Annotated in this window: 19 protein-coding genes; 7 read left to right on the top strand and 12 right to left on the bottom strand. The window is 69.7% G+C overall.

Going from position 1 to position 19,659, the window contains the following annotated elements; all coding sequences use genetic code 11:
* Positions 1-2 precede the first annotated feature (2 nt).
* From AB0H49_RS11135 to AB0H49_RS11125, 3 genes are read right to left on the bottom strand one after another with little or no spacing between them, the layout of a single operon-like run.
* Positions 3-1,367 carry a VWA domain-containing protein gene (locus tag AB0H49_RS11135; RefSeq protein WP_357249954.1) on the bottom strand — a complete coding sequence of 455 codons (1,365 nt, stop codon included), beginning with the start codon at positions 1,365-1,367 and terminating at the stop codon, positions 3-5.
* Positions 1,364-2,740, bottom strand: a complete 1,377-nt coding sequence (locus tag AB0H49_RS11130) for a hypothetical protein (protein ID WP_357249952.1) — start codon at positions 2,738-2,740, stop codon at positions 1,364-1,366. Before AB0H49_RS11130 ends, AB0H49_RS11135 begins: the two co-directional genes overlap by 4 nt.
* The gene (locus tag AB0H49_RS11125; RefSeq protein ID WP_355002937.1) at positions 2,740-3,234 is read right to left on the bottom strand and encodes a hypothetical protein; all 495 of its coding nucleotides are present in this window, start codon (positions 3,232-3,234) and stop codon (positions 2,740-2,742) included. The genes AB0H49_RS11130 and AB0H49_RS11125 overlap by 1 nt, the downstream gene beginning before the upstream one ends.
* A gap of 254 nt (positions 3,235-3,488) precedes the next feature.
* Between AB0H49_RS11125 and AB0H49_RS11120 the strand changes: the two genes are divergently transcribed.
* The 3 genes from AB0H49_RS11120 (at position 3,489) to AB0H49_RS11110 (ending at position 6,778) form a co-directional block, all read left to right on the top strand.
* Complete coding sequence (locus AB0H49_RS11120) at positions 3,489-5,036, top strand: NAD(P)/FAD-dependent oxidoreductase (protein ID WP_357249949.1); 1,548 nt, start codon at positions 3,489-3,491, stop codon at positions 5,034-5,036.
* Between the two features lie 155 nt (positions 5,037-5,191).
* Complete coding sequence (locus AB0H49_RS11115; protein ID WP_355002935.1) at positions 5,192-5,980, top strand: SAM-dependent methyltransferase; 789 nt, start codon at positions 5,192-5,194, stop codon at positions 5,978-5,980.
* 72 nt (positions 5,981-6,052) lie between these two features.
* Positions 6,053-6,778, top strand: coding sequence for a ferritin-like domain-containing protein (locus AB0H49_RS11110; RefSeq protein WP_357249946.1), 726 nt, complete (start codon positions 6,053-6,055; stop codon positions 6,776-6,778).
* 6 nt (positions 6,779-6,784) lie between these two features.
* Here the strand turns inward: AB0H49_RS11110 and AB0H49_RS11105 are convergent, their stop codons facing one another.
* Positions 6,785-7,567, bottom strand: a complete 783-nt coding sequence (locus AB0H49_RS11105; protein WP_355002933.1) for an IclR family transcriptional regulator — start codon at positions 7,565-7,567, stop codon at positions 6,785-6,787.
* 87 nt (positions 7,568-7,654) lie between these two features.
* On the opposite strand from AB0H49_RS11105, the gene hutH reads away from it, so the two are divergent.
* Together hutH and hutU are read left to right on the top strand one after the other, a co-directional pair.
* On the top strand, positions 7,655-9,223 hold the full coding sequence (hutH, locus tag AB0H49_RS11100) for a histidine ammonia-lyase (protein ID WP_357250084.1): 1,569 nt from the start codon (positions 7,655-7,657) through the stop codon (positions 9,221-9,223).
* Positions 9,223-10,884, top strand: a complete 1,662-nt coding sequence (gene hutU / locus AB0H49_RS11095) for a urocanate hydratase (protein WP_357249943.1) — start codon at positions 9,223-9,225, stop codon at positions 10,882-10,884. Before hutH ends, hutU begins: the two co-directional genes overlap by 1 nt.
* 2 nt (positions 10,885-10,886) lie before the next feature.
* Here the strand turns inward: hutU and AB0H49_RS11090 are convergent, their stop codons facing one another.
* The 4 genes from AB0H49_RS11090 to AB0H49_RS11075 form a co-directional block, all read right to left on the bottom strand.
* A complete protein-coding gene (locus AB0H49_RS11090) occupies positions 10,887-11,999 on the bottom strand; it encodes a PQQ-dependent sugar dehydrogenase (RefSeq protein ID WP_357249940.1) in 1,113 nt (370 codons plus the stop codon).
* Between the two features lie 199 nt (positions 12,000-12,198).
* On the bottom strand, positions 12,199-13,041 hold the full coding sequence (locus tag AB0H49_RS11085) for a helix-turn-helix transcriptional regulator (protein ID WP_355002930.1): 843 nt from the start codon (positions 13,039-13,041) through the stop codon (positions 12,199-12,201).
* Complete coding sequence (locus tag AB0H49_RS11080; protein WP_355002929.1) at positions 13,038-13,556, bottom strand: DUF6879 family protein; 519 nt, start codon at positions 13,554-13,556, stop codon at positions 13,038-13,040. Before AB0H49_RS11080 ends, AB0H49_RS11085 begins: the two co-directional genes overlap by 4 nt.
* Positions 13,534-13,782, bottom strand: a complete 249-nt coding sequence (locus AB0H49_RS11075) for a hypothetical protein (RefSeq protein WP_357249937.1) — start codon at positions 13,780-13,782, stop codon at positions 13,534-13,536. The genes AB0H49_RS11080 and AB0H49_RS11075 overlap by 23 nt, the downstream gene beginning before the upstream one ends.
* A gap of 311 nt (positions 13,783-14,093) precedes the next feature.
* On the opposite strand from AB0H49_RS11075, the gene AB0H49_RS11070 reads away from it, so the two are divergent.
* Positions 14,094-14,363, top strand: a complete 270-nt coding sequence (locus AB0H49_RS11070) for a hypothetical protein (protein WP_357249934.1) — start codon at positions 14,094-14,096, stop codon at positions 14,361-14,363.
* 75 nt (positions 14,364-14,438) lie between these two features.
* Here the strand turns inward: AB0H49_RS11070 and AB0H49_RS11065 are convergent, their stop codons facing one another.
* The 3 genes from AB0H49_RS11065 to AB0H49_RS11055 form a co-directional block, all read right to left on the bottom strand.
* Entirely contained in the window at positions 14,439-15,362 is a 924-nt protein-coding gene (locus AB0H49_RS11065) for a DUF5995 family protein (protein WP_357249931.1), read from the bottom strand.
* Positions 15,363-15,427: 65 nt separating this feature from the next.
* A complete protein-coding gene (locus tag AB0H49_RS11060; protein WP_357249928.1) occupies positions 15,428-17,236 on the bottom strand; it encodes a protein kinase in 1,809 nt (602 codons plus the stop codon).
* Between the two features lie 79 nt (positions 17,237-17,315).
* The gene (locus AB0H49_RS11055) at positions 17,316-18,236 is read right to left on the bottom strand and encodes an LLM class F420-dependent oxidoreductase (protein ID WP_355002924.1); all 921 of its coding nucleotides are present in this window, start codon (positions 18,234-18,236) and stop codon (positions 17,316-17,318) included.
* Positions 18,237-18,378: 142 nt separating this feature from the next.
* Here AB0H49_RS11055 and AB0H49_RS11050 point away from each other — a divergent pair, with 142 nt between their 5' ends.
* Entirely contained in the window at positions 18,379-18,864 is a 486-nt protein-coding gene (locus AB0H49_RS11050) for a gluconokinase (RefSeq protein ID WP_355003091.1), read from the top strand.
* Here AB0H49_RS11050 and AB0H49_RS11045 read toward each other — a convergent pair.
* A complete protein-coding gene (locus AB0H49_RS11045; RefSeq protein WP_357249925.1) occupies positions 18,861-19,655 on the bottom strand; it encodes a M50 family metallopeptidase in 795 nt (264 codons plus the stop codon). The genes AB0H49_RS11050 and AB0H49_RS11045 overlap by 4 nt on opposite strands.
* Positions 19,656-19,659: the final 4 nt, after the last annotated feature.

Genomic DNA, 19,659 nt, shown 5'->3' with positions numbered 1-19,659 from the left:
TCCTAGTCGAGAAAGTTCTTGAGTTCGAACACGAGTTTTTGGATGCGGCCCGAGATCACCGGTGTGCCCATGGCCTTGAAGCGTTCCCGGAACCAGGGATTCACGCTCTGCTGGCCGGAGCTGTTCACCGAGCCGACGGGGATGAGCTTCACGCCGTTGCGGTGCACGGCCTGCATGCTCTCGTACAGCGGCTGGGAGCGGTCGAACTCGTAGAAGTCCGAAATCCACACCAGCACGGTGTTGGTCGGGTCGACGATCTTCGGCTGGGCCATCGCCATGGCGACGGGGCCGTCGTTGCCGCCGCCGAGGTTGGTGCGCAGCAGCACCTCGAACGGGTCGTGCACCCACGGCGTCAGGTCGATGGCGCGGGTGTCGTAGGCGATGAGGTGCACGTCGACCTTGGGCAATCCGGCGAAGATCGAGGCCAGGATGGTGCAGTTCACCATCGAGTCGACCATCGAACCGGACTGGTCGACCACCACGATCATCCGGGCGGGCACGGTGCGCTTGGCGGTTTGCCGATAGAACAGCCGATCCACGTAGAGGCGCTCGTCCTCCGGATTCCAGTTGGTGAGGTTCTTCCAGATCGTGCGATCGACATCCAGATTGCGCAGGATGCGTTTCGGCGGCACCGAGCGATCGACGGTGCCCGCGGTGGTCTGCTGCACCTGGGTGCGCAGCACCTCCGCGACCTGGTCGACGTAGCGGCGGATGAGCGACTTGGCGTTGGCCAGCGCGACGCCCGACAGGTTCGTCTTGTCGCGCAGCAGCTGTTCGATCAGCGACATGCTCGGCGTCAGTTGCGCTGAAAGCGCGGGATCGGCGAGCACCTCGCGCAGCCGCATCCGCGAGACCAGGTCGGCCTCGAGGTCGCCGAGCACGGCGCGCACATCTGCGCCGCAGTCCTCGCCGAGCATGCGCCGCAACCAGCCCGCATCGCGCTGCCAGCCCGCCAGCTGGGTCGCGCTGACCGTGCCGCCGCCGGTCGCGAAGACGTTCAGCAACAGCTTGGATATCAGAGCGGCCGAACGCACTTCGCCGGAGCCGATGGTCGGATCGGCCTCGGTCTCCTCGGGCCGCACCAGAGTCTCGTCCGCGTCCTGCTCGGCCGATTCCAGTGCGCCGTCCGCCGATTCGGCCGCCCGCACGTGGGCGCCGAGCCCGTCGAAGTCGGCCCCCAGATCGGGGAACCGCTGCACCACGTTGTCGATCGAGACACCGGGGTCGAGCAGCACCGCGGGCAGGCCGAGGTCGTCGACGATCGCCACGCTCGACGTCTCCAGCGCGGGCTGCGCCTCGCTGTCGAAAATGCCCGCGAGCAGGCGCCAGTAGAGGATCTGCCGTCGAGTCTCGTTGCTGTCGGTCATTTTCTCAGCAGCCGTCCCGCTCGTTCCCTGAGCACCGCGACCGCGTCGCCCGACTTCGCTTGTGACTTGGCCGCTTTCGGGTCCGTCACGCCGCAGGCCCAGTCGCCGCCGTGCACGTCGACCTCCACGCCTTTGGTCTTCTTGCGCACAGCGAGCGGCCGCAGCGACCAGCGCCCGGCGTCCCAGCGCAGCAGGCCGAGGCAGGTCGATGAGCCGTTCACCGCGGCGGGCGTCAGCGGGCCGCAGGTCGGCAGCCGGTCGAGTTCGAGGGCGAGCCGGTGCCCGTCCAGCTCGAGTGCGCCGTCCTCGACCTTGTAGCCCTCCACCAGGACCGGCTCGGACAGGTGCACCGGATCGCGATCCAGCGGGGGAGTGGCCGGGGCCAGCGCGCTCGCCAGACCGATGCGTGCCGTGGCGAACGGATCGGCGCTCGCGCCGAGGCGGGCCGACTCGTCGTGCCAGATCAGGTCGCCGCTCGCGGTCATCGGCATGCCGTCGATGTCGAGACCGAGCCGCTCGGCCATCGCTTTCAGCAGCTGCGGATGCTCGGGGAACAGCTGCCAGATCGCGGGCCCGACGATCGTGTCGACCTTGGCCGCGGCGATGCTGACCCGCACCCGCCGCGTCTGCCCGCCCGCCGTCTCCAGCAGCGCGTACAGCTGAGCCTGCACCGCGGTGCCGTGCTCGTGCACGTCGACGCCCAGCGGAAGCAGCCGCCCGGAGACCGCGGCCGTCTCGGCGAAACCGCTTGTGCGCCAGGACAACAGCAGCGCGCGCGCCCACAGGTCCGCCCAGCGCCGGGCGGGCAGCCGGTCCAGCGTCGCCACCGGAGAGCCGGCGCGCAGCTCGGCCGTCAGGCCGTCGAGCAGGACGGCGAGCCTGCGTAAGGCCGGTTCGGCGAGCAACGCTTCGACCGTCTGATCGGCGGCCGAGACGAGGTCGTGGTCGACGCCGCGCCAACCGGTGATGGCGACCTCCTGCAACCAGGAACGAGTGCCCGCCGCCAGGTTGTGCGGCGTGTGCGGCGCCTCGGGCTGCTCCCACGCGGCGCGTTCGCGCCCCAGCGCGGTGTCCACCCGGTCCAGCACCGCGTCGTGTACGGCGCCGAGCAACGCGGCGCGTCCGCCCGCCAGCGCGGACAGCTCCTCGGGACCGATCGAGCCCGCGCCGAGTTTCGCGACCGCCTCGGCGATCGACGGTCCGAGCGGGGATCCGCCGAGCGCGGCGGCGAGGCTCGCCAGCGCGGCCGTGTGTTCGTCGGTGAGCCGCGCGAATCCGTGCACCAGCGCGGTGTCGAATCCGGTCACCACATCGAGCGTTTCCGGCACACCCGCCGGCGGCTCGAGCAGTTCGGCCAAATGCACGCCGAGCATCAGCGGCTCACCCCCGTCGCGGGAAACCACTGCAACTCGGGAATCGGCGCCGTGGCGCCGGGCAGCTCCAGATACGCGAGATGGCGCAGGAAGCGGCTGAATACGACGGCGGCGGGCGCGGGTTCGTGCGCGCAGTTCAGCGCGGCGCGCAGGCTCGCGCCCTCGGCGATCTCCAAGCCCAGGTAGCGGGCCACCTGCCCGGCGCCGTACTGCACCACAGCCTCGTCCAGCAGCGCGTCGATGTGCTTGCACGGAAAGGGTCCGCGCAGTCCGCCGCACGGCCGATTGTTGTTGGTGCTACAGCTGAGTCCGTGCGTCTTCGCCGACACCGACGAGACGTACACCCGCGCGATATCCGATCCGCTCGACACCACGCCCTGCAACCGCCCGTCCGCCATCTCGACGAAGGGCACCTTGGCCAGTTTGCGCGGCGCCACGACGGGCAGCGTCTGCACCACCGCCGCCCGCTCCCACTCGCGGTCACCCGAGTCCATCGCGTTCCCTCCCGTTTCTCTCCATGACCGAAAACCTACGCGAACCCACCGACAAGTTCGGGGCCCGCTTGTCGATCTTGTGAACAGCGACAACCTCTGTCCCGCAACCGGTTTCGGTATCGATGAAGTTGTCGGTAGGGGCTGCTAATCTGCCGCTGGGCGACGCTGCGCCCGGGTCCGCGGGAACCCGTGAGGAGCGCCCCGGCGGCGCGTCGGGGCGGCTGCTCGCGGCGCGGCCGTGGTATCGAGGACGGATGACACCGACGCGCTCTTCCTACGATGTCGTGATCGTCGGCGGCGGCCACAACGGCTTGGTCGCCGCCGCGTACCTGGCGCGAGCAGGCCGCTCGGTGCTGTTGCTCGAGCGGCAGTCGCACACGGGCGGCGCGGCGGTGTCGGAACGCCCGTTCCCCGGTGTCGACGCTCGGGTATCCCGGTATTCGTATTTGGTCAGCCTGCTGCCCGCGAGCATCGTGCGCGATCTGGGCCTGCGGTTCCAGACCCGCCGCAGGCGGATCTCCTCCTATACGCCGGTGGGCGACGGGGGGCTGCTCGTCGACACCGGATCCGAGGCGCGCACCAGGGCGAGCTTCGAACGTCTCACCGGCTCCGACCGCGATTTCGAGGCGTGGCAGCGGTTCTACACGAGCACTGGACGGATGGCGCGGCGGGTGTTTCCCACCCTGACCGAACCGCTGCCGACCCGGACCGAACTGCGGCGCGTCGTCGCGGACGACGCGCTGTGGGACGCGGTCTTCGAACGGCCGCTCGGCGAGACGATCGAGGCGACCTTCACCGACGACACCGTGCGCGGCGTGGTGTTCACCGACGCGCTGATCGGCACCTTCGCCCACGCGCACGACCCCTCGCTGCGGCAGAACCGCTGCTTCCTCTACCACGTGATCGGCGGTGGCACCGGCGACTGGGATGTGCCGGTGGGCGGCATGGGCGCGCTCACCGACGCGCTGGCGGACGCGGCGCGCGCCGCGGGCGCCGAACTGGTCACGAACTGCGCGGTGACCGGCGTCGACAGCGACGGCGTCGCCGCGGAGGTGCGCTACGAGGGCGGTGCGGTCGGCGCGCGGCACGTCCTGGTGAACGCCGCGCCGCACGAGCTGGCGCGCCTGCTCGGCGCACCGGAAGAGCCGAAACCCGAAGGCTCCCAAATGAAAGTGAACATGGTGCTGCGGCGACTGCCGCGCCTACGGGACACCGCGGTCGATCCCACCGAGGCCTTCGCCGGTACCTTCCACATCGCCGAATCGTATGCGGGACTGGAGAAGTCCTACCGTGAAGCGGAGGCCGGGCGGATGCCATCGGCGCCGCCATCGGAGATCTACTGCCATACCCTGACCGACCCGTCGATCCTGTCCGCCGACATCGCGGCCCGCGGCATGCACACGCTCACGCTCTTCGGATTGCACACTCCCGCACGGCTTTTCCATGACAATCCGGATGCTGCCCGTGCCGCCGCGGCGAAAAGCGTGCTCGCGCAACTGGACCGGGTGCTGGCCGAGCCCATCGCCGAGTGCCTGGCGCAGGACGCCGACGGCGCGCCCTGCCTGGAGGTGAAGTCCCCGCTCGATCTGGAGCGCGAGGTCGGGCTGCCCGGCGGCCATATCTTCCACCGCGATCTGGCTTTTCCCTATCGGGAGGACGAGAGCGCGACGGATCCGGCCGGACGCTGGGGCGTCGCGACCGGGGTGCACAACGTGTTTCTGTGCGGCTCGGGCGCGGTGCGCGGCGGCGGCGTCAGCGGCATCCCCGGGCACAATGCCGCGCGGGCCGTCCTCGAGTCGTGACACGCCCGGGCGCGTCCGCCGGATATTTTCCAGCGACCCTCGCCCAGCTGCCCGCGATCACCGGTCCCGGCCGCACATCAGCGAACCATCGGATACCGCAACACCATCGGCTGTACAGTCACCGCGACGCAGCCGTTTTTTGCTCAGGAGCCACCATGGCAGACAAGCGCCCCATCCGTACCGACGTCCCGCATTCGGCGCGAATCTGGAACTACTGGCTGGGTGGCCGCGACTACTACGAGGCGGATCGGCTAGCCGGCGAAGCCGGTGTCGCGGGGTATCCCGAGATCAGGACGCTGGCGATGCAATCGAGGCAGTTCCTGATCCGGGTGGTGCGGTATCTGGCGGCGGAAGCAGGCGTCCGTCAGTTCCTCGACATCGGCACCGGGCTGCCCATCATGCAGAACACGCACGAAGTGGCACAGTCCGCTGCCCCCGACTCCAGGATCGTCTACGTGGACAACGATCCGCTCGTCCTCGCGCACGCCAGGGCGCTGCTGGTCAACACCACCGACGAGGGCGTGACCACTTATCTCGAGGCCGATTTCAACGACCCCGAGGCGATCCTGGCCGACGCGCGTCACGTGCTGAACTTCAGCAAGCCGATCGCGATCATGTACATCGGCGTGCTCGGGCACGCGCGCAGCTACGACCAGGTGCGGCGCGTGGTGAACACCATGATGGACGGTGTGCCCTCGGGCAGCTACCTCGCGCTCTGCGACGGAGCCACCGACGACAAGGCGTACGTGCGGATGTGCGAGAACTACGCCAAAACCGGTGGGGTGCCGTACTTCCCGCGCAGCTCCGCCGAGATCACCGGCATTTTCGACGGTCTGGAGCTCGTCGATCCCGGCGTGGTGCCGATCAACCACTGGCGCACCGACGCCGCCGCCGAGGGCGTGCGCGGCGCCTCGGCGTGGGGCGGCGTCGGCCGCAAGCCGTGACGCTCGGCATCCACACCGAATCTCCACCGGCTCGACCGGGAATCGGCGCAACTCGTTCGTAAGGTTGCCTGCATGGTGATCGAACAGCTCGGAACGAACGAATTCGTCCGGTGGGTGGGGGAATTCGAGGCCAAGGCGCGCGCGAGAGCGGCGGCGGGCGACCCGGACTGGAGTCGCGGCGCCCGCCTACATCCCGCGATCGTGCGCAGTGTGCAGCGATTCCAGGTCGGCGAGAGCGGGGACGGGGCGGACCTGGTCGCGAAAGCCGAACGCGCCGGTGATCCGGTGTACACCGCGGCGGTCCGGTTGTTCGTCGAGGAGGAACGCAACCACGCCCGGCTGCTCGCCCACCTGCTGCGTGCTGCGGGCCGACCGACCATCGCGCACCACTGGACCGACGCCGTGTTCGTGCGGCTGCGCCGAGCGCTGGGTCTGCGTTTGGAACTGATGGTGCTGATGGTCGCCGAAGTCGTCGCGGTGCAGTACTACCGGGCGCTGCGCGACGGATCCGACGATCCGCTCACCACCCGCGTCGCCACGCTGATCCTGGACGACGAACGTCGGCACGTGCCCTTCCACACCCAGCGGCTGCGCGCGGCATTCGCGGACGCGCGTCTGCCGACTCGCCTCGCGGTGCGCGCCTTCTGGTGGACCGTGCTGGTCGGAGCGACCCTCGTCGTCGTCCACGACCACGGTCCCGCACTGCGCGAACTGGGTTGCCCCCGAGGTGAATTCGTCCGCGAGACGCTGGCTCTCTTCGCTACGATCGTGCCGACGGCCGTGCACGGCCGACGATGACGCGGGCTATTCGGTGCGGCCGCCGATTCGGCGGGTCAGGGTGTCGGCGGTGGCGCGGACGCGGGCGGCCAGCGCGGTCCAGTCGGCGTCGCAGGGGCGCCGGGCGCACCGGTGGCGAAGGGTCACGCTGACGGCGGCGATGGGGTGGTGATCGTGATCGAAGACGGGGTAGGCGACGGAGGCGAAGCCGGGGGTGACGTGGCCGTCCTCGCAGGCCCAGCCGCGACGGCGTTCCTCGGCGAGGACACGGCGCAACGCGGCGAGACCGGCCGGACCGCGGTCGGTGCGGGTCACGAAGGACGCGGCGGTGGGGAAGAGGGCGCGCACGTGCGCGGCGGGCAGGTGCGCGAGGATGGCGCGACCCGAGGCGGTCAGGTGCGCGGGCAGCCGGACCCCGACGTCGGTGACCAGGGTTTCCGGCCGTGCCGGGCGCTCCTTGACGAGGTACAACAGCTCGTTGCCGTGTAGCACGCCCAGATGCGCGTTGTGCCCGACCTGCTCGACGAGTTCGCGCAGCAGCGGACCGGCGAGGCGCTCCAGCGGATCGTGCCGGAGATAGGCGGCGCCGAGCTCGAACGCGGCGATGCCGAGTCCGTAACGGCGCTCGGCGGGCAGGTGCGTGACGAAGCGGGCCTGGGCGAGCTCGGCGAGCAGGTGATAGGTGGACGAGCGGGGCAACCCGAGCTCGCGCGCGATGGCGGCCGCCGACACCGGACCGGGTCTGCCCGCGAGTAGCCGAAGCACCGCGAGCCCGCGGCGCAGTGCGGGAATGTCGCTGCTCGCGCCCACGGTGCCTCCTCGGCTTGTCTGGGATATCAGACCGAATCCGGCGTGGCCTCATTCTCCACCGGCCGTCGCGGTTGTGGAATGGAAACCATGCCGGATATCGCGCAGCTGCCGACCGTGGTGATCGACGGGCCGCTGACCAGGGCGCAGGTCGTCGCGGTCGCGCGCGACGGCGCTCGGGTGAGCCTGAGCGCGGCCGCCGAACGGCGGCTGATCGCCGCCCGTCAGCACGTCGACGCCTTGGCCGAGGCGTCGACCCCGACCTACGGCGTGTCCACCGGATTCGGTGCGCTGGCGATCCGCCCCATCCCCCCGTCGCGCCGCGCCGCGTTGCAGCGATCGCTGATCCGCTCCCACGCGGCGGGCGCGGGCGACGCGGTCGAACGGGAGGTGGTGCGCGCGCAGATGGTGCTGCGGCTGCGCACCCTGGCCTCCGGCCACACCGGAGCCCATCCGGAGACCGCGCACACGCTGGCCGCCCTGCTCAATGCGGGCATCACGCCCGTGGTGCACGAGTTCGGCTCGCTCGGCTGCTCCGGCGATCTCGCGCCACTGGCCGCCGTCGCGCTCACGCTGATGGGCGAAGGCACCGTGACCGATGCCGAGGGAAACCTGGTGGACGCGGAAAAAGCGTTGCACGACAACGGAATAACGCCCGTCATCCTGGCGGAGAAGGAAGGACTCGCCCTCACCAACGGCACCGACGGCATGCTCGGCATGCTGGTGCTCGCGCTGGCCGACCTGCACCGACTGCTCGACGTCGCCGATATCACCGCCGCGATGAGCGTGGAGGCGCTGCTCGGCACCGATCGCGTCTTCGCGGGCGACCTGCAAGCGCTGCGCCCCCATCCGGGTCAGGCGTACGCGGCGGCGCGCATGCGGGCCGCGCTCGCCGGTTCCGAGATCGTGGCCAGTCACCGGGAATGCCATCGGGTGCAGGACGCCTATTCGCTGCGCTGCGCGCCGCAGGTGCACGGCGCGGCCCGTGACACCGTCGCGCACGCGGAGACGGTGGCCGACCGAGAACTCGCCGCCACCATCGACAATCCGGTCGTGCTGGCCGACGGCCGCCTGGAATCCAACGGCAATTTCCACGGCGCGCCCTTGGCCTACGTGCTCGACTTCCTGGCCATTCCGGTCGCCGACGTCGCGAGCATGGCCGAACGCCGCACCGATCGCATGCTGGATGTCGCTCGCTCCCATGGACTTCCGGCGTTCCTCGCCGCAGACCCCGGCGTCGACTCCGGGCACATGATCGCCCAGTACACCCAGGCGGCCGTGGTCGCCGAACTGAAGCGGATCGCCGTGCCCGCCTCGGTGGATTCCATCCCGAGCAGCGCCATGCAGGAGGACCACGTGTCGATGGGCTGGTCGGCCGGACGCAAGTTGCGCGTCGCGGTGAACGGGCTGACCACCGTCCTCGCGGTCGAGTACCTCACCGCGGCCCGCGCCCTCGATCTGCGCGCCCCGCTGCGCCCGGCGCCCGCCACCGCCGCCGCCGTCGCGCTGTTGCGCACCAGAGTCGAGGGGCCGGGCCCGGACCGGCATCTGGCTCCCGAGATCGCGGCCGCCGCGGACTTGATCCGCGAGGGTGCGCTGCTGCGGGCGGTCGCACCGCAGGTGGCCGCGGACCCGGCGCCCGGCGAACGGAGGCAGTGATGACGACAGAGCACCAGACCGTGCGGGCGGCGCGCGGCACCCGCCTGACGGCCCGCACCTGGCAGACCGAGGCCGCGCTGCGCATGCTGCACAACAACCTCGACCCCGAGGTCGCCGAACGCCCGCAAGACCTGGTCGTCTACGGCGGCACCGGGAAGGCGGCCAGGGACTGGGCCAGTTTCGACGCCATCACCCGCACCCTGACCACCCTCGCGCCCGACGAGACGCTGCTGGTCCAGTCGGGCAAGCCGGTCGGGGTAGTGCGCACGCACGAATGGGCGCCCCGGGTGCTGATCGCCAACTCGAACCTGGTGGGGGACTGGGCGACCTGGCCGGAATTCCGCAGGCTCGAGGCGCTGGGGCTGACCATGTACGGGCAGATGACGGCCGGTTCCTGGATCTACATCGGTACCCAGGGCATCTTGCAGGGCACCTACGAAACCTTCGCCGCCATCGCTGACAAGCGGTTCGGCGGCACGCTCGCGGGCACGCTGACGCTCAGCGCCGGCCTCGGCGGAATGGGCGGCGCGCAACCGCTGGCCGTCACCATGAACGGCGGTGCGGCATTGATCGTCGAATGCGATCCAGCGCGGGCGCGGCGGCGGCTGAAGGACCGCTACCTGGACGAGATCGCGGACGATGTCGACGACGCGATCCGCCGGGTGACGGCGGCCCGCTCGCAGCGAAAGGCGTTGTCCGTCGGGCTGATCGGCAACGCGGCGGAGGTGCTGCCGCGCCTGGCCGCGGCGGACCTGCCCGCCGACATCGTCACCGACCAGACCTCGGCGCACGATCCGTTGTCCTACCTGCCCCGCGGAGTCGAGCTGGCCGACTGGCCCGGTTACGCGGCCCGCAAGCCGGACGAATTCACCGAGCGCGCAAGGGAATCCATGGTCGAACACGTCGACGCCATGGTGCGCTTCCTGGACCGGGGCGCGGAGGTCTTCGACTACGGCAACTCGCTGCGCGGCGAGGCGCGGCTCGGGGGCTGCGCCAGAGCCTTCGACTACCCGGGTTTCGTGCCCGCCTACATTCGGCCGCTGTTCTGCGCGGGCAAGGGGCCGTTCCGCTGGGCCGCGCTGTCCGGCGATCCCGCCGACATCGCCGCCACCGATCGCGCGATCCTGGATCTGTTCCCGCACAACGAATCCCTGCGCCGGTGGATCGCCCTGGCCGGTGAACGCGTCGCGTTCCAAGGGCTGCCCGCGCGGATCTGCTGGCTCGGCTATGGCGAGCGGCACCGTGCGGGTCTGCGGTTCAACGAGATGGTGGCCGCCGGTGAGTTGAGCGCACCGATCGTGATCGGGCGCGACCATCTCGACGCGGGCAGCGTCGCCTCGCCCTATCGCGAAACCGAGGCGATGTCGGACGGTTCCGACGCCATCGCGGACTGGCCGCTGCTGAACGCGTTGGTGAACACCGCCTCCGGCGCCAGCTGGGTGTCCATCCACCACGGCGGCGGCGTCGGCATCGGCCGGTCGATCCACGCCGGGCAGGTGTGCGTGGCGGACGGCACCGAGCTGGCCGCACAGAAGCTCGAGCGGGTGCTCACCAACGATCCGGCGATGGGTGTGCTGCGGCACGTGGACGCGGGGTACGAGCGTGCGCGGTCCATAGCGGACGCCGAGGGGTTGCGAATTCCGTTGCCGGGCAACGACTGAATTCAGCGAGCGGGGAAGCGCAGGATGCGATCGTCGCCTCCGCGCGCGTCGCCGCGGCCGTCGGTGTTCGAGGTGGTCATCCACAGCGCTCCGTCCGCGGCGACCTCGACGGTGCGCAGTCGGCCGTAGCGCTCCTCGAACATCGCGCGCGGCTCGCCGACCGAGCCGTTCACCAGCGGCACGGTCCACAGCCTTTCGCCGCGCAGCGCCGCGGCGTACAGGGTCTCGCCCGCGATCGCGATACCGGACGGGGACGCCTCCGCCGTGGTCCAGGTGACCACAGGGTCGACGTAGCCGCGTCCCGCGCCGCCACCACCCTCGACCGCGGGCCAGCCGTAATTGCGGTTCGGTTCGATGAGATTGACCTCGTCCAAACGATTCTGGCCGAACTCGGCGGCGAACAACCGTCCCGCGCGATCCCAGGCGAGGCCCTGCACGTTGCGGTGACCGAGGCTGTAGACCGGTGAGCCCGGGTTCGGATTGCCCGGCGCCGGTTCGCCTTCGGGCGTCAGACGCAGAATCTTGCCGTTCGGCGAGGCGGGATCCTGCGACAGCGCGCTGCGCGCCGCGTCGCCGGTGCCGACGTACAGCATGCCGTCTGGGCCGAACGCGATCCGCCCACCATTGTGGTTGCCCGCCTTCGCGATTCCCTCGAAGACGACCTCCGGTGCACCGTCGAGCCGGAAGCGCACGATCCGGTTGTCCGTGTCCGCGGTGAAATAGGCGTAGACGTAACGGTCCTCGGAGTACCGCGGCGACACTGCGAGGCCGAGCAGACCGCCTTCTCCGCGCGCGACAACGCCGGGCACCTCGTACACCTCTTCCGGCGCCCGGCCGGGAACCACCCGCATGATCTTCGCGGTGTCGCGCTCGGCGACCAGCGCGGCGCCGTCGGGCAGAAATGCCAGCCCCCACGGGACGTCGATCCCTTGCGCCACTTCCTCGGGAGCGGCGAGATCGGGCACCCCCGACGGACTGCTCGCGACGGTGGTCGTGACGACCGGCGAAGACCCCCGGTCCGTTTCGGAACGCTCCCCTCCACACCCGCTCACCGCCGCCAAGACGAGCAGCGCGGCGCAGACCGCCGTCCGCCGATTCGTTCGCACAGGTCCCATCACTCGTTGCTCCCTGTCCGCCCGGTGGGCATGGTCGTCGACCATCACCCACCGAATCGAGTCCATTCTCCGCTGATGCGCGTCGCCCCCGAGCCAGGACCGCTCGGAGAACGCCGCCCTCATCCTGCCCCGACCTCGCGGCGACGCCCGTTACGCCACGCGGGATCGAAGAGCCGTACTCTGTAGTCTCGCGCAGAGGCTAGAGCCGAGCCTGCCGCTTTTCCAGCGCGCCGTAGATCAACCGTCGCGCCCCTTCGCCGGTCACCGACAGTGCGGCCAGCTCCGCGAACATCCGGGCGTAGATCGCGATCTCGCGCGGCTGCGTGATCGTCAACTCCGCGGTAATCGCCTCCGCCAGCACCATTCGCTCGTCGAACATGACGAAATTCGTCACCTGCATGGGCAATTCGGCGTTCGCCGGGATGATGCCGAGCAGCACGCGAGGCAGGCCGATGACCGCCGAAAGCCGGTCCAACTGGCCGACCATCACCGAATCACCGCCGACCGTGGTCGACAACGCCTGCTCGGCGACGAGGATGTGGAACCGGCGGTCTCCCTTGTACAGAAGCTGCTGTCGCTCCAGGCGCTTGGATACGCCTTCGTCGAGATCGTCCGGGACACGGAAGAAGTCGATGTATTTGCTCAATACGGCCTCGGCGTACTCCGCGGTCTGCAAGATGCCGGGGACGATGTGCGGCTGGAAGATGCGCATCATTCGAGACGCCTCCGCCATCCTCACCGCCGCGTGCTGTCGCCGCTTGGTTCCGGTGCTGAGAATCTTGCGCCACTCGAGATAGGCGACGTCGATGTCGTGCAGGGTGGCCAGCAGATCCGGGAGTTGATCAGCGGCGTCGCAGAACTGGCAGTAGGCACGGATGTCGTCGTCGGACGGGCTGATCCGGCCGAACTCGATCTTGGAAACCTTGGACTCGTGCCACCCGGACAGGGTCGCGAGCCGCCGGTTGGTGAGCCCCGCTGTACGGCGAAGCTCCCGAAGCCGCGCTCCGAGAGCTTCCCGCGCGTCGTGCACGCTGTTCGTCACCGGTCGGCATACTCCTGGTACGGGATCGCTTGCGCCCACAGTCGCCTACGCACGCCTTGGCAGTACTCGACGATCCGCGGATCGGTGGTCACGCCGAGACCGGCCGGCGCTCCTGCCGCGTCCGTCAGGTTGTAGACGACGCGTTCGCCATCCATCAGCCACCAATCATCCGGGGGCACTTCTCCGGCGACGTGGCGGGGGAGGTACCGAATGTCTTCCCCCGCATCGACATTGTGCACGGTCACCGACAACAGCCAACGCTGATACTCCGAGTGCGGGACGGTGACGACACGGACCCGGCTCACCGAGACGCCGCGGCCGGTGGTTTCCCGCATGAGGTCCTGCCACGGAGTACGCGGATCCACCGGCGGCTCGCCGTCGAGAAACCGGCGCAACCTCTCGGACTCGTCCGGCACGGCGTACGTGTCCCGGACCTCCAGATGGAACGCGTCCCGCTCGACCTCGCGGAACAGTTTCTGCCACAGCTCCGGTTCATCTGTGGGCCGCAGTCGCACCGTAGAACGTCCTTCCCAGCTTGGGCACCTCGATGGCCGTCTCGTCCTCGGCCAGGTCGAGTTGGGCCAGCGTCTCGGTCTCGGTGATCGGCCTGCCGGAGAGGAGGAACGTGCCCCGCCCAGTGTCGGTCATGGTCGCACCGATGAACGTGTCCGGCTGCGCGAAACCGGGCAACAGATGCGGGATTTCGACGGTGCCGTCCTGGTTCGTCTGCCATCCCTGCACGAGATATGACTCCCGGTCCGTCGCGAACAAGGACGGACAACCCCCGCTGTCCGATCCGCCTTTGCCGAGGAACTGTAGGCGCATTGTGTCGACCCCCTGCTCAGTTCTGTGCACGAGTCTTCTCATGCGTGGTTCACGATCCACCCGGTGAAGCGCGCTGTCCAGCGAAAACCGAATTTTTGCAAACTCGAGCACACTCCTGGTCTCGCTGCCTGCGAGGTGTCTAACGTCCTGTGGAAGCAGGGTGCCGGGCGATCCGACCCGCACGGATGCGATCCAACTGGAAACGCCCAAGTGGTCGAGGAGGACTCATGCGCAGCTACCTGGTCAAGGTGCACTGCTGCGGCACCCGCTGGATCGTGCATGTTCCTGCTCTGGACCGCTGGACCCTGGTCACCGAGAAGTCGTCCATCAAGCGGATTGCCCGCCAGATGATTTCGACTCTGGCCGGGGTGGAACCCGGCTCGTTCGAGCTGGATCTCCTCGAGGGACGTGCGCTGTCGACGGTCGACGAGTTCGCCGCCGATCCCGGTGCGCTCCGCCGTTGGGACTCTGCGCCGACCACGGCCCCGTCGCGGTAGCCGACGGATTCGCCGCACTGCTCGGTAACCACCGCGAAGTGTGTGGACCTTGTACGAGACCGGCTTTCAATCTGGTCAAAGGGCGTTGAGGGCAGCGAGGACTTCGAAGGCGGTGTCGGCGGTGCGCCAGAGGAGGTCCATCTCGGTGCGGACGGTGGGGGCGAGGGCGGGGTCTTGGAGGGCGAGGCCGTTGCCGAAGATGACGACGTTGGCGCCGGCGTCGGCGAGGCGAAGAAGGGGGACGGTCGCCACGCCCGCGCCGAGCACGGCGTCGAGACCTTCGCCGAGGAAGTAGAAGCGCCAGAGTGGGCCGAGGTCGCCGCCGTAGGTCGCTTTGGTGGCGTCGACGAGGAGGAAGCCGTTCGTCGCGATCGCGTCGACGATGCGGAAGTAGTCGGGGCCGTTGGCGGTGGTGCCGCGCACCGCGGCGACGGAGAGTGAGAGGTCGACGGTGAGGTGGGCGTTGTAGCCCGCCATCGCCACCCGGGCCGCGGACAGGTGGCACTGCTTGGTCAGCGCGAAGTAGTGCGCCCACTGCGGTTCCGCTGCGGCGCCGGTGAATTCGGCGTGTACGGCGCGCAGGAAGCGGGACAGCAGGTCGAGGCTGATGTTGTGCGCCCACTCGCGATCGTCGAAGGCGGCGGGGTCGCGTTGCAGCGGCATCACCGCGGACTGCTCGACGATGTCGAGTCCCAGCGCGAGCAGTCCGCGCCGGTCCCCGTGCTCGACGAGGATCTCGGCGATGCGGTGATGGTTGTCGACCGCCGCTTCCAGCCGTTGCATGGACGTACCGGTAAACGCGGTCGTTTCGGAGAGTTCGATGATGGTGTCGATCGCGTCGGCGGACAACGGTGTGCCGCAGGCGGTGTCGAGCGGGTTCGCGTGCGCGGCCGACGGCGTTGGCAGGCCCGCCACCAATGCGGCGACGAGCGCCAGCGCGAACACCAAGGCGCGCAAGGGAACGATCCGGTCGACGACACGCGTGCTCGGCGAATTCATTCGTCCTCCGTCAAAGCTGGAGCAGCCCAAAGCCTAACCGAAACAGCCCACCGAAGCGGATTGCGTCAGCCCTTGTGCAGCGTGCCCGCGATGGTGCCGCCGAACACGCCGGGCGTGCTGTAGGACAGCGAACCGTCCGATTGCAGCCGCACCGTCGAGGTGGAGCCGTCGTCGACGCAGTCGGTGGGACTGTCGGCGCTGAGCCGCGCGACGAAGGTGAGCTGAGTTTCGGTGGCGGCGGTGAGTCGTTCGATCCGCCCGCAGCGCTGCCGGGACACCTTGCCGGTGTTCGACGAGGTGGCGACCTCCGCGCCGACTTCGCCTTCCTTGATGGTCAATTCGATGTCGAAGGTGATGAGGCCGTCCGCGGCGCTGCCGCGCCAGGCGCCGACGAAGGCCGTGGGCACATTCGATACGGAGGCCCCCGCCTCGGTGGTTCCGCTTGCGACCGTGGTCGTGCCGCCACCGCCGGTGTCGGAGTTCCCGCGCAGCTGACCACCGATGACGAACGCGCCGATCGCGACCACCACGCAAACCACCAACAGTCCGGCCAGCAGTGGACCGCGGCGGCTAACCCGCGCGCCTCCCGAATTGGCGCCCGTGTGCTGCCGGTGCGGAATCGAACTCTGTGCCGGAGCGGGCCCCGGTCGTGAGGCGGCGTGCTGCCAACCTTGGTGCGACCGAGATTCCGCGTGATCCCCGTGCACTCGATGCGGTGACGAATCCATGCGCTGCCACTGCGGCGCAGGCGTCGCCGGGTGCTGCCACTGCGCAGGAGCGGCGTCGCTCGGTCCGGAATACTGCCAAGGCTGTCGACTCCCAGGGGCTTGCGGATACGAGCCGGCCGACGACGCATCCCCGCGCACGACCGAATCCCCTTGCCGCCAGCCGCCGAAACCTTGCCCGCCTTCCGACGACAGTGCGGTCTGCGACCACTCACCCAACTGCACCGGCCCGGAATCCAGATCGAGCAACCGCACCGCGCGCACGCTCACCTCTTCCAGCACCGGAGGAGGCAACCACCCGGCCCGCTCCGGCACACCGAGCGCGGCCAATTCGTCCAGCAGCTGCCGGGGCGTCGGCCGGGCGGCGGGATCCTTTGTGAGGCAAGCCGCGACGAGCGGCCGGACCCGCTCCGGCACGGCGTCGAGCCGCGGGTCCTCGTACACGATGCGCCACAGCATGTGCACCGTCTCGCCCGTGCCGAACGGCCCGTGTCCGGCGGCCGCGAAGGCCAGCACGCCGCCGAGCGCGAAGACATCGCTCGCCGGACCGACCGGTTCGCCGGTCACCTGCTCCGGGCACATGAAACCCGGTGAGCCGATGACCTTTCCGGTGGTGGTGAGCGCGGTGTCCTCGACGGCGCGCGCGATACCGAAATCGATCACCTTCGGCCCGTCCACCGCGAGCAGCACGTTGGAAGGCTTCAGATCGCGATGGACCACCCCGGCCTCGTGCACCGCGATCAGCGCTTCGGCCAGGCCGCGGGCCAGCACCAGCAGAGTGGGCTCGGTGAAAGTGCCGAACCGTTCCACCGCCTCCGACAGCGCGAACCCCGCGACGTATCCCGTTGCCAGCCAGGGCGGGTCGGCGTCCACGTCGGCGTCGAGCACCGGTGCGGTGAACTGTCCGCCGACCCGCCGTGCCGCCGCGACCTCGCGCCGGAACCGGGTGCGGAATTCGTCGCCGCCCACCAGATCCGGTCGGATCACCTTCACCGCGACGGTGCGCCCGCCCGCGTTGCGCCCGAGATAGACCCGGCCCATTCCACCTGCGCCGAGCACGCCGAGGAGCCGGTAGTCGCCGATCCGTCGCGGATCGTCCATGCCGAGCGGTTGCATCGCGAAGTCGGTTCCCTTCGAATGGTCGAACATCGAAAGGCTACCGACCGTCACCCGGCAACCCGAACGGCGCGGCAACCCCATTTCGACGGGCAGCCGCGCCGCGCGGGTATCAGAGCTGGGACTTGACCTTGTCCGCGATGAGTTCCAGGTGCGCCAGGTCGTCGAGATCCAGGATCTGTAGATAGATTCGGCCCGCGCCGATCTCGGCGTAGCGGCCGATCTTGTCGACCACCTCGTCGGGCGAGCCCGCCAGACCGTTGGTCTTCAGCTCGTCCACCTCGCGGCCGATGGCCGCGGCGCGGCGGGCCACCTCGGCATCGCTCGCGCCGACGCAGACAACCAGCGCGTTGGAATACACCAGCTCGTCGGCGCGCCGCCCGTAGGTCTCCGCCGCGGCGCGGACCCGCTCGAACTGGCGGGCGCTGTCCTCCAGCGAGGCGAACGGCATGTTGAACTCGCTCGCGTACTGGGCGGCCAGCCGCGGCGTGCGGGTGGCGCCGTGGCCGCCGATGAGCACCGGCACCGGATCCTGCACCGGCTTGGGCAGCGCGGGGGAGTCGGTGAGCTGGTAGTGCTTGCCCTCGAAGCTGAAAGTGTCACCGGGCTTGGTCGCCCAGAGACCGGTGACGATCGCGAGCTGTTCTTCGAAGCGCGCGAACTTGTCCGACGGGAACGGGATGCCGTAGGCGGCGTGTTCCTCGGCGAACCAGCCGCTGCCGAGCCCGAGCTCGACTCGGCCGCCGGACATCTGATCCACCTGCGCGACCTGGATCGCCAGCGGGCCGGGCAGCCGGAAGGTGGCCGCGGTGACCAGCGTGCCGAGGCGGATCCGGCGGGTCTCCCTGGCCAGACCGGCGAGGGTGATCCAGGCGTCGGTGGGACCGGGCAGACCGTCGGAGTCGCCCATCGCCAGATAGTGGTCGGAGCGGAAGAACGCGTCGAACTCCAAGTCCTCCGCAGCTTTCGCGACGTTCAGCAGGGTGTCGTAGTCCGCGCCCTGCTGCGGCTCGGTGAAGATGCGCAGTTTCATGACATCCATCGTGCCCGAGGCATGTGCGCGCCTCGGACCGCGGACCCCCGGGAGTGGTCGATGCCACTAGGGTCGGCTGCGAGCCGCCGCGTCGTCGAGGAGGACATCCGTGACCGAAGCCCGAGCCCCGCGCGTCGTCGTCATGGGCGTCGCCGGATCCGGCAAGTCGACCGTCGGTGACCGGCTCGCGCACGCGTTGCGCGTCGAGTTCGCCGAGGGCGACGACTTCCACCCGCCCGCCAACGTCGCCAAGATGCGGGCGGGCGAACCGCTCACCGACGTCGACCGCGCCCCCTGGCTGGACCGCATCGCCGCCTGGCTGGCCGAACAGTCGGGCCGCGGCGGCGTAGTCAGCTGCTCGGCGCTGAAGCGCGATTATCGGGATCGGATGCGGGCGGCCGCGCCCGACGTTCTGTTCCTGCACCTGACGGCGACCCGCGAGGAGCTGGCCCGCCGGATGTCCACGCGCCGCGACCATTTCATGCCGCCGAGCCTGCTCGACTCCCAGCTCGCCGCCCTGGAACCGCTCGCCGCCGACGAGCGCGGCATCGTCGTCGACGCGACCCGCGCGCCCGCGGACCTGGTCCGGGAGACGATCGCGGTCCTGGACAGCGGTCGGCCCGCCTAGCGCACGGCGGGCGGCGCGCATTCCCCCGACACCACCGGCAGACAGATCCCCGTCGCGTCCGACAGCATCAGCCCACCGCCCACGACCAGCGCGGCGACCGCGACCATTCCGAAGAACAGCACCCACAGCAGCCCGGGAAGGTGGGTGAGCCGGGCCAGCTGATCGGCATCGGAGTCGACGTTCCCCGGCTGTCGCCAGCGGTGCACTCGCCCGCGCTGCATCTCGATGACCGGACGAAGACCGGCGAGCAGCAGGAACCACGCGGCGAGATAGGCGAACGCGGCCTGCACCGTGTCGGTGCCGAACCAGGACACAGCGAACACCGTCGCGCCCACCGCGAAGACCGTGAAAAGCCCGTAGATGTTGCGGACCTTGATCAGCACGGCGGCGAGCAGCGCGATGGAGGTCCACAGCATCAGCGTGATGCGATCCGCGCCGAGCAGCGCGGCGAAACCCAATCCGAGCAGCGGCGGCGCGGGGTAGCCCGCCATGGCGGTGAGAATCATGCCGGGGCCGTAGGGTTTTCCGCTGGAGACGGTCAGCCCCGAGGTGTCGGAGTGCAGCGTGATGCTGTTGAGCCTGCGGCCGGTGAGCAGCGCGCTCAACGCGTGCCCGCCCTCGTGCGCGATGGTGACGACGTTGCGGGTGAGCCGCCACAGCGGTCCGTAGCCGACGAGCACCAGCGCCGCCACCCCCGTGACGACGACCAATTGCCAAGGTGGTGGGGTCTGCGTGGTGGTGAGTCGATCCGCGATGGAGGCGCCGCGGTCGACCAGTTCGGCGGTGTTCACCGCC

The sequence above is a fragment of the Nocardia sp. NPDC050713 genome (assembly GCF_040654315.1).
GTDB lineage: Bacteria > Actinomycetota > Actinomycetes > Mycobacteriales > Mycobacteriaceae > Nocardia.
Note: the sequence above shows the minus strand (reverse complement) of the source record. Positions and strands in the feature narration are given on the sequence as shown.

Excerpts from the sequence above, each read along its gene's own strand:
- AB0H49_RS11065 (WP_357249931.1), bottom strand. The coding sequence starts at position 15,362 with ATGAATTCGCCGAGCACGCGTGTCGTCGACCGGATCGTTCCCTTGCGC.
- AB0H49_RS11070 (WP_357249934.1), top strand. The coding sequence starts at position 14,094 with ATGCGCAGCTACCTGGTCAAGGTGCACTGCTGCGGCACCCGCTGGATC.
- AB0H49_RS11135 (WP_357249954.1), bottom strand. The coding sequence starts at position 1,367 with ATGACCGACAGCAACGAGACTCGACGGCAGATCCTCTACTGGCGCCTG.
- hutH (WP_357250084.1), top strand. The coding sequence starts at position 7,655 with ATGCCGGATATCGCGCAGCTGCCGACCGTGGTGATCGACGGGCCGCTG.
- hutU (WP_357249943.1), top strand. The coding sequence starts at position 9,223 with ATGACGACAGAGCACCAGACCGTGCGGGCGGCGCGCGGCACCCGCCTG.
- AB0H49_RS11060 (WP_357249928.1), bottom strand. The coding sequence starts at position 17,236 with ATGTTCGACCATTCGAAGGGAACCGACTTCGCGATGCAACCGCTCGGC.
- AB0H49_RS11050 (WP_355003091.1), top strand. The coding sequence starts at position 18,379 with ATGGGCGTCGCCGGATCCGGCAAGTCGACCGTCGGTGACCGGCTCGCG.
- AB0H49_RS11125 (WP_355002937.1), bottom strand. The coding sequence starts at position 3,234 with ATGGACTCGGGTGACCGCGAGTGGGAGCGGGCGGCGGTGGTGCAGACG.
- AB0H49_RS11120 (WP_357249949.1), top strand. The coding sequence starts at position 3,489 with ATGACACCGACGCGCTCTTCCTACGATGTCGTGATCGTCGGCGGCGGC.
- AB0H49_RS11090 (WP_357249940.1), bottom strand. The coding sequence starts at position 11,999 with ATGGGACCTGTGCGAACGAATCGGCGGACGGCGGTCTGCGCCGCGCTG.
- AB0H49_RS11130 (WP_357249952.1), bottom strand. The coding sequence starts at position 2,740 with ATGCTCGGCGTGCATTTGGCCGAACTGCTCGAGCCGCCGGCGGGTGTG.
- AB0H49_RS11110 (WP_357249946.1), top strand. The coding sequence starts at position 6,053 with ATGGTGATCGAACAGCTCGGAACGAACGAATTCGTCCGGTGGGTGGGG.
- AB0H49_RS11055 (WP_355002924.1), bottom strand. The coding sequence starts at position 18,236 with ATGAAACTGCGCATCTTCACCGAGCCGCAGCAGGGCGCGGACTACGAC.
- AB0H49_RS11115 (WP_355002935.1), top strand. The coding sequence starts at position 5,192 with ATGGCAGACAAGCGCCCCATCCGTACCGACGTCCCGCATTCGGCGCGA.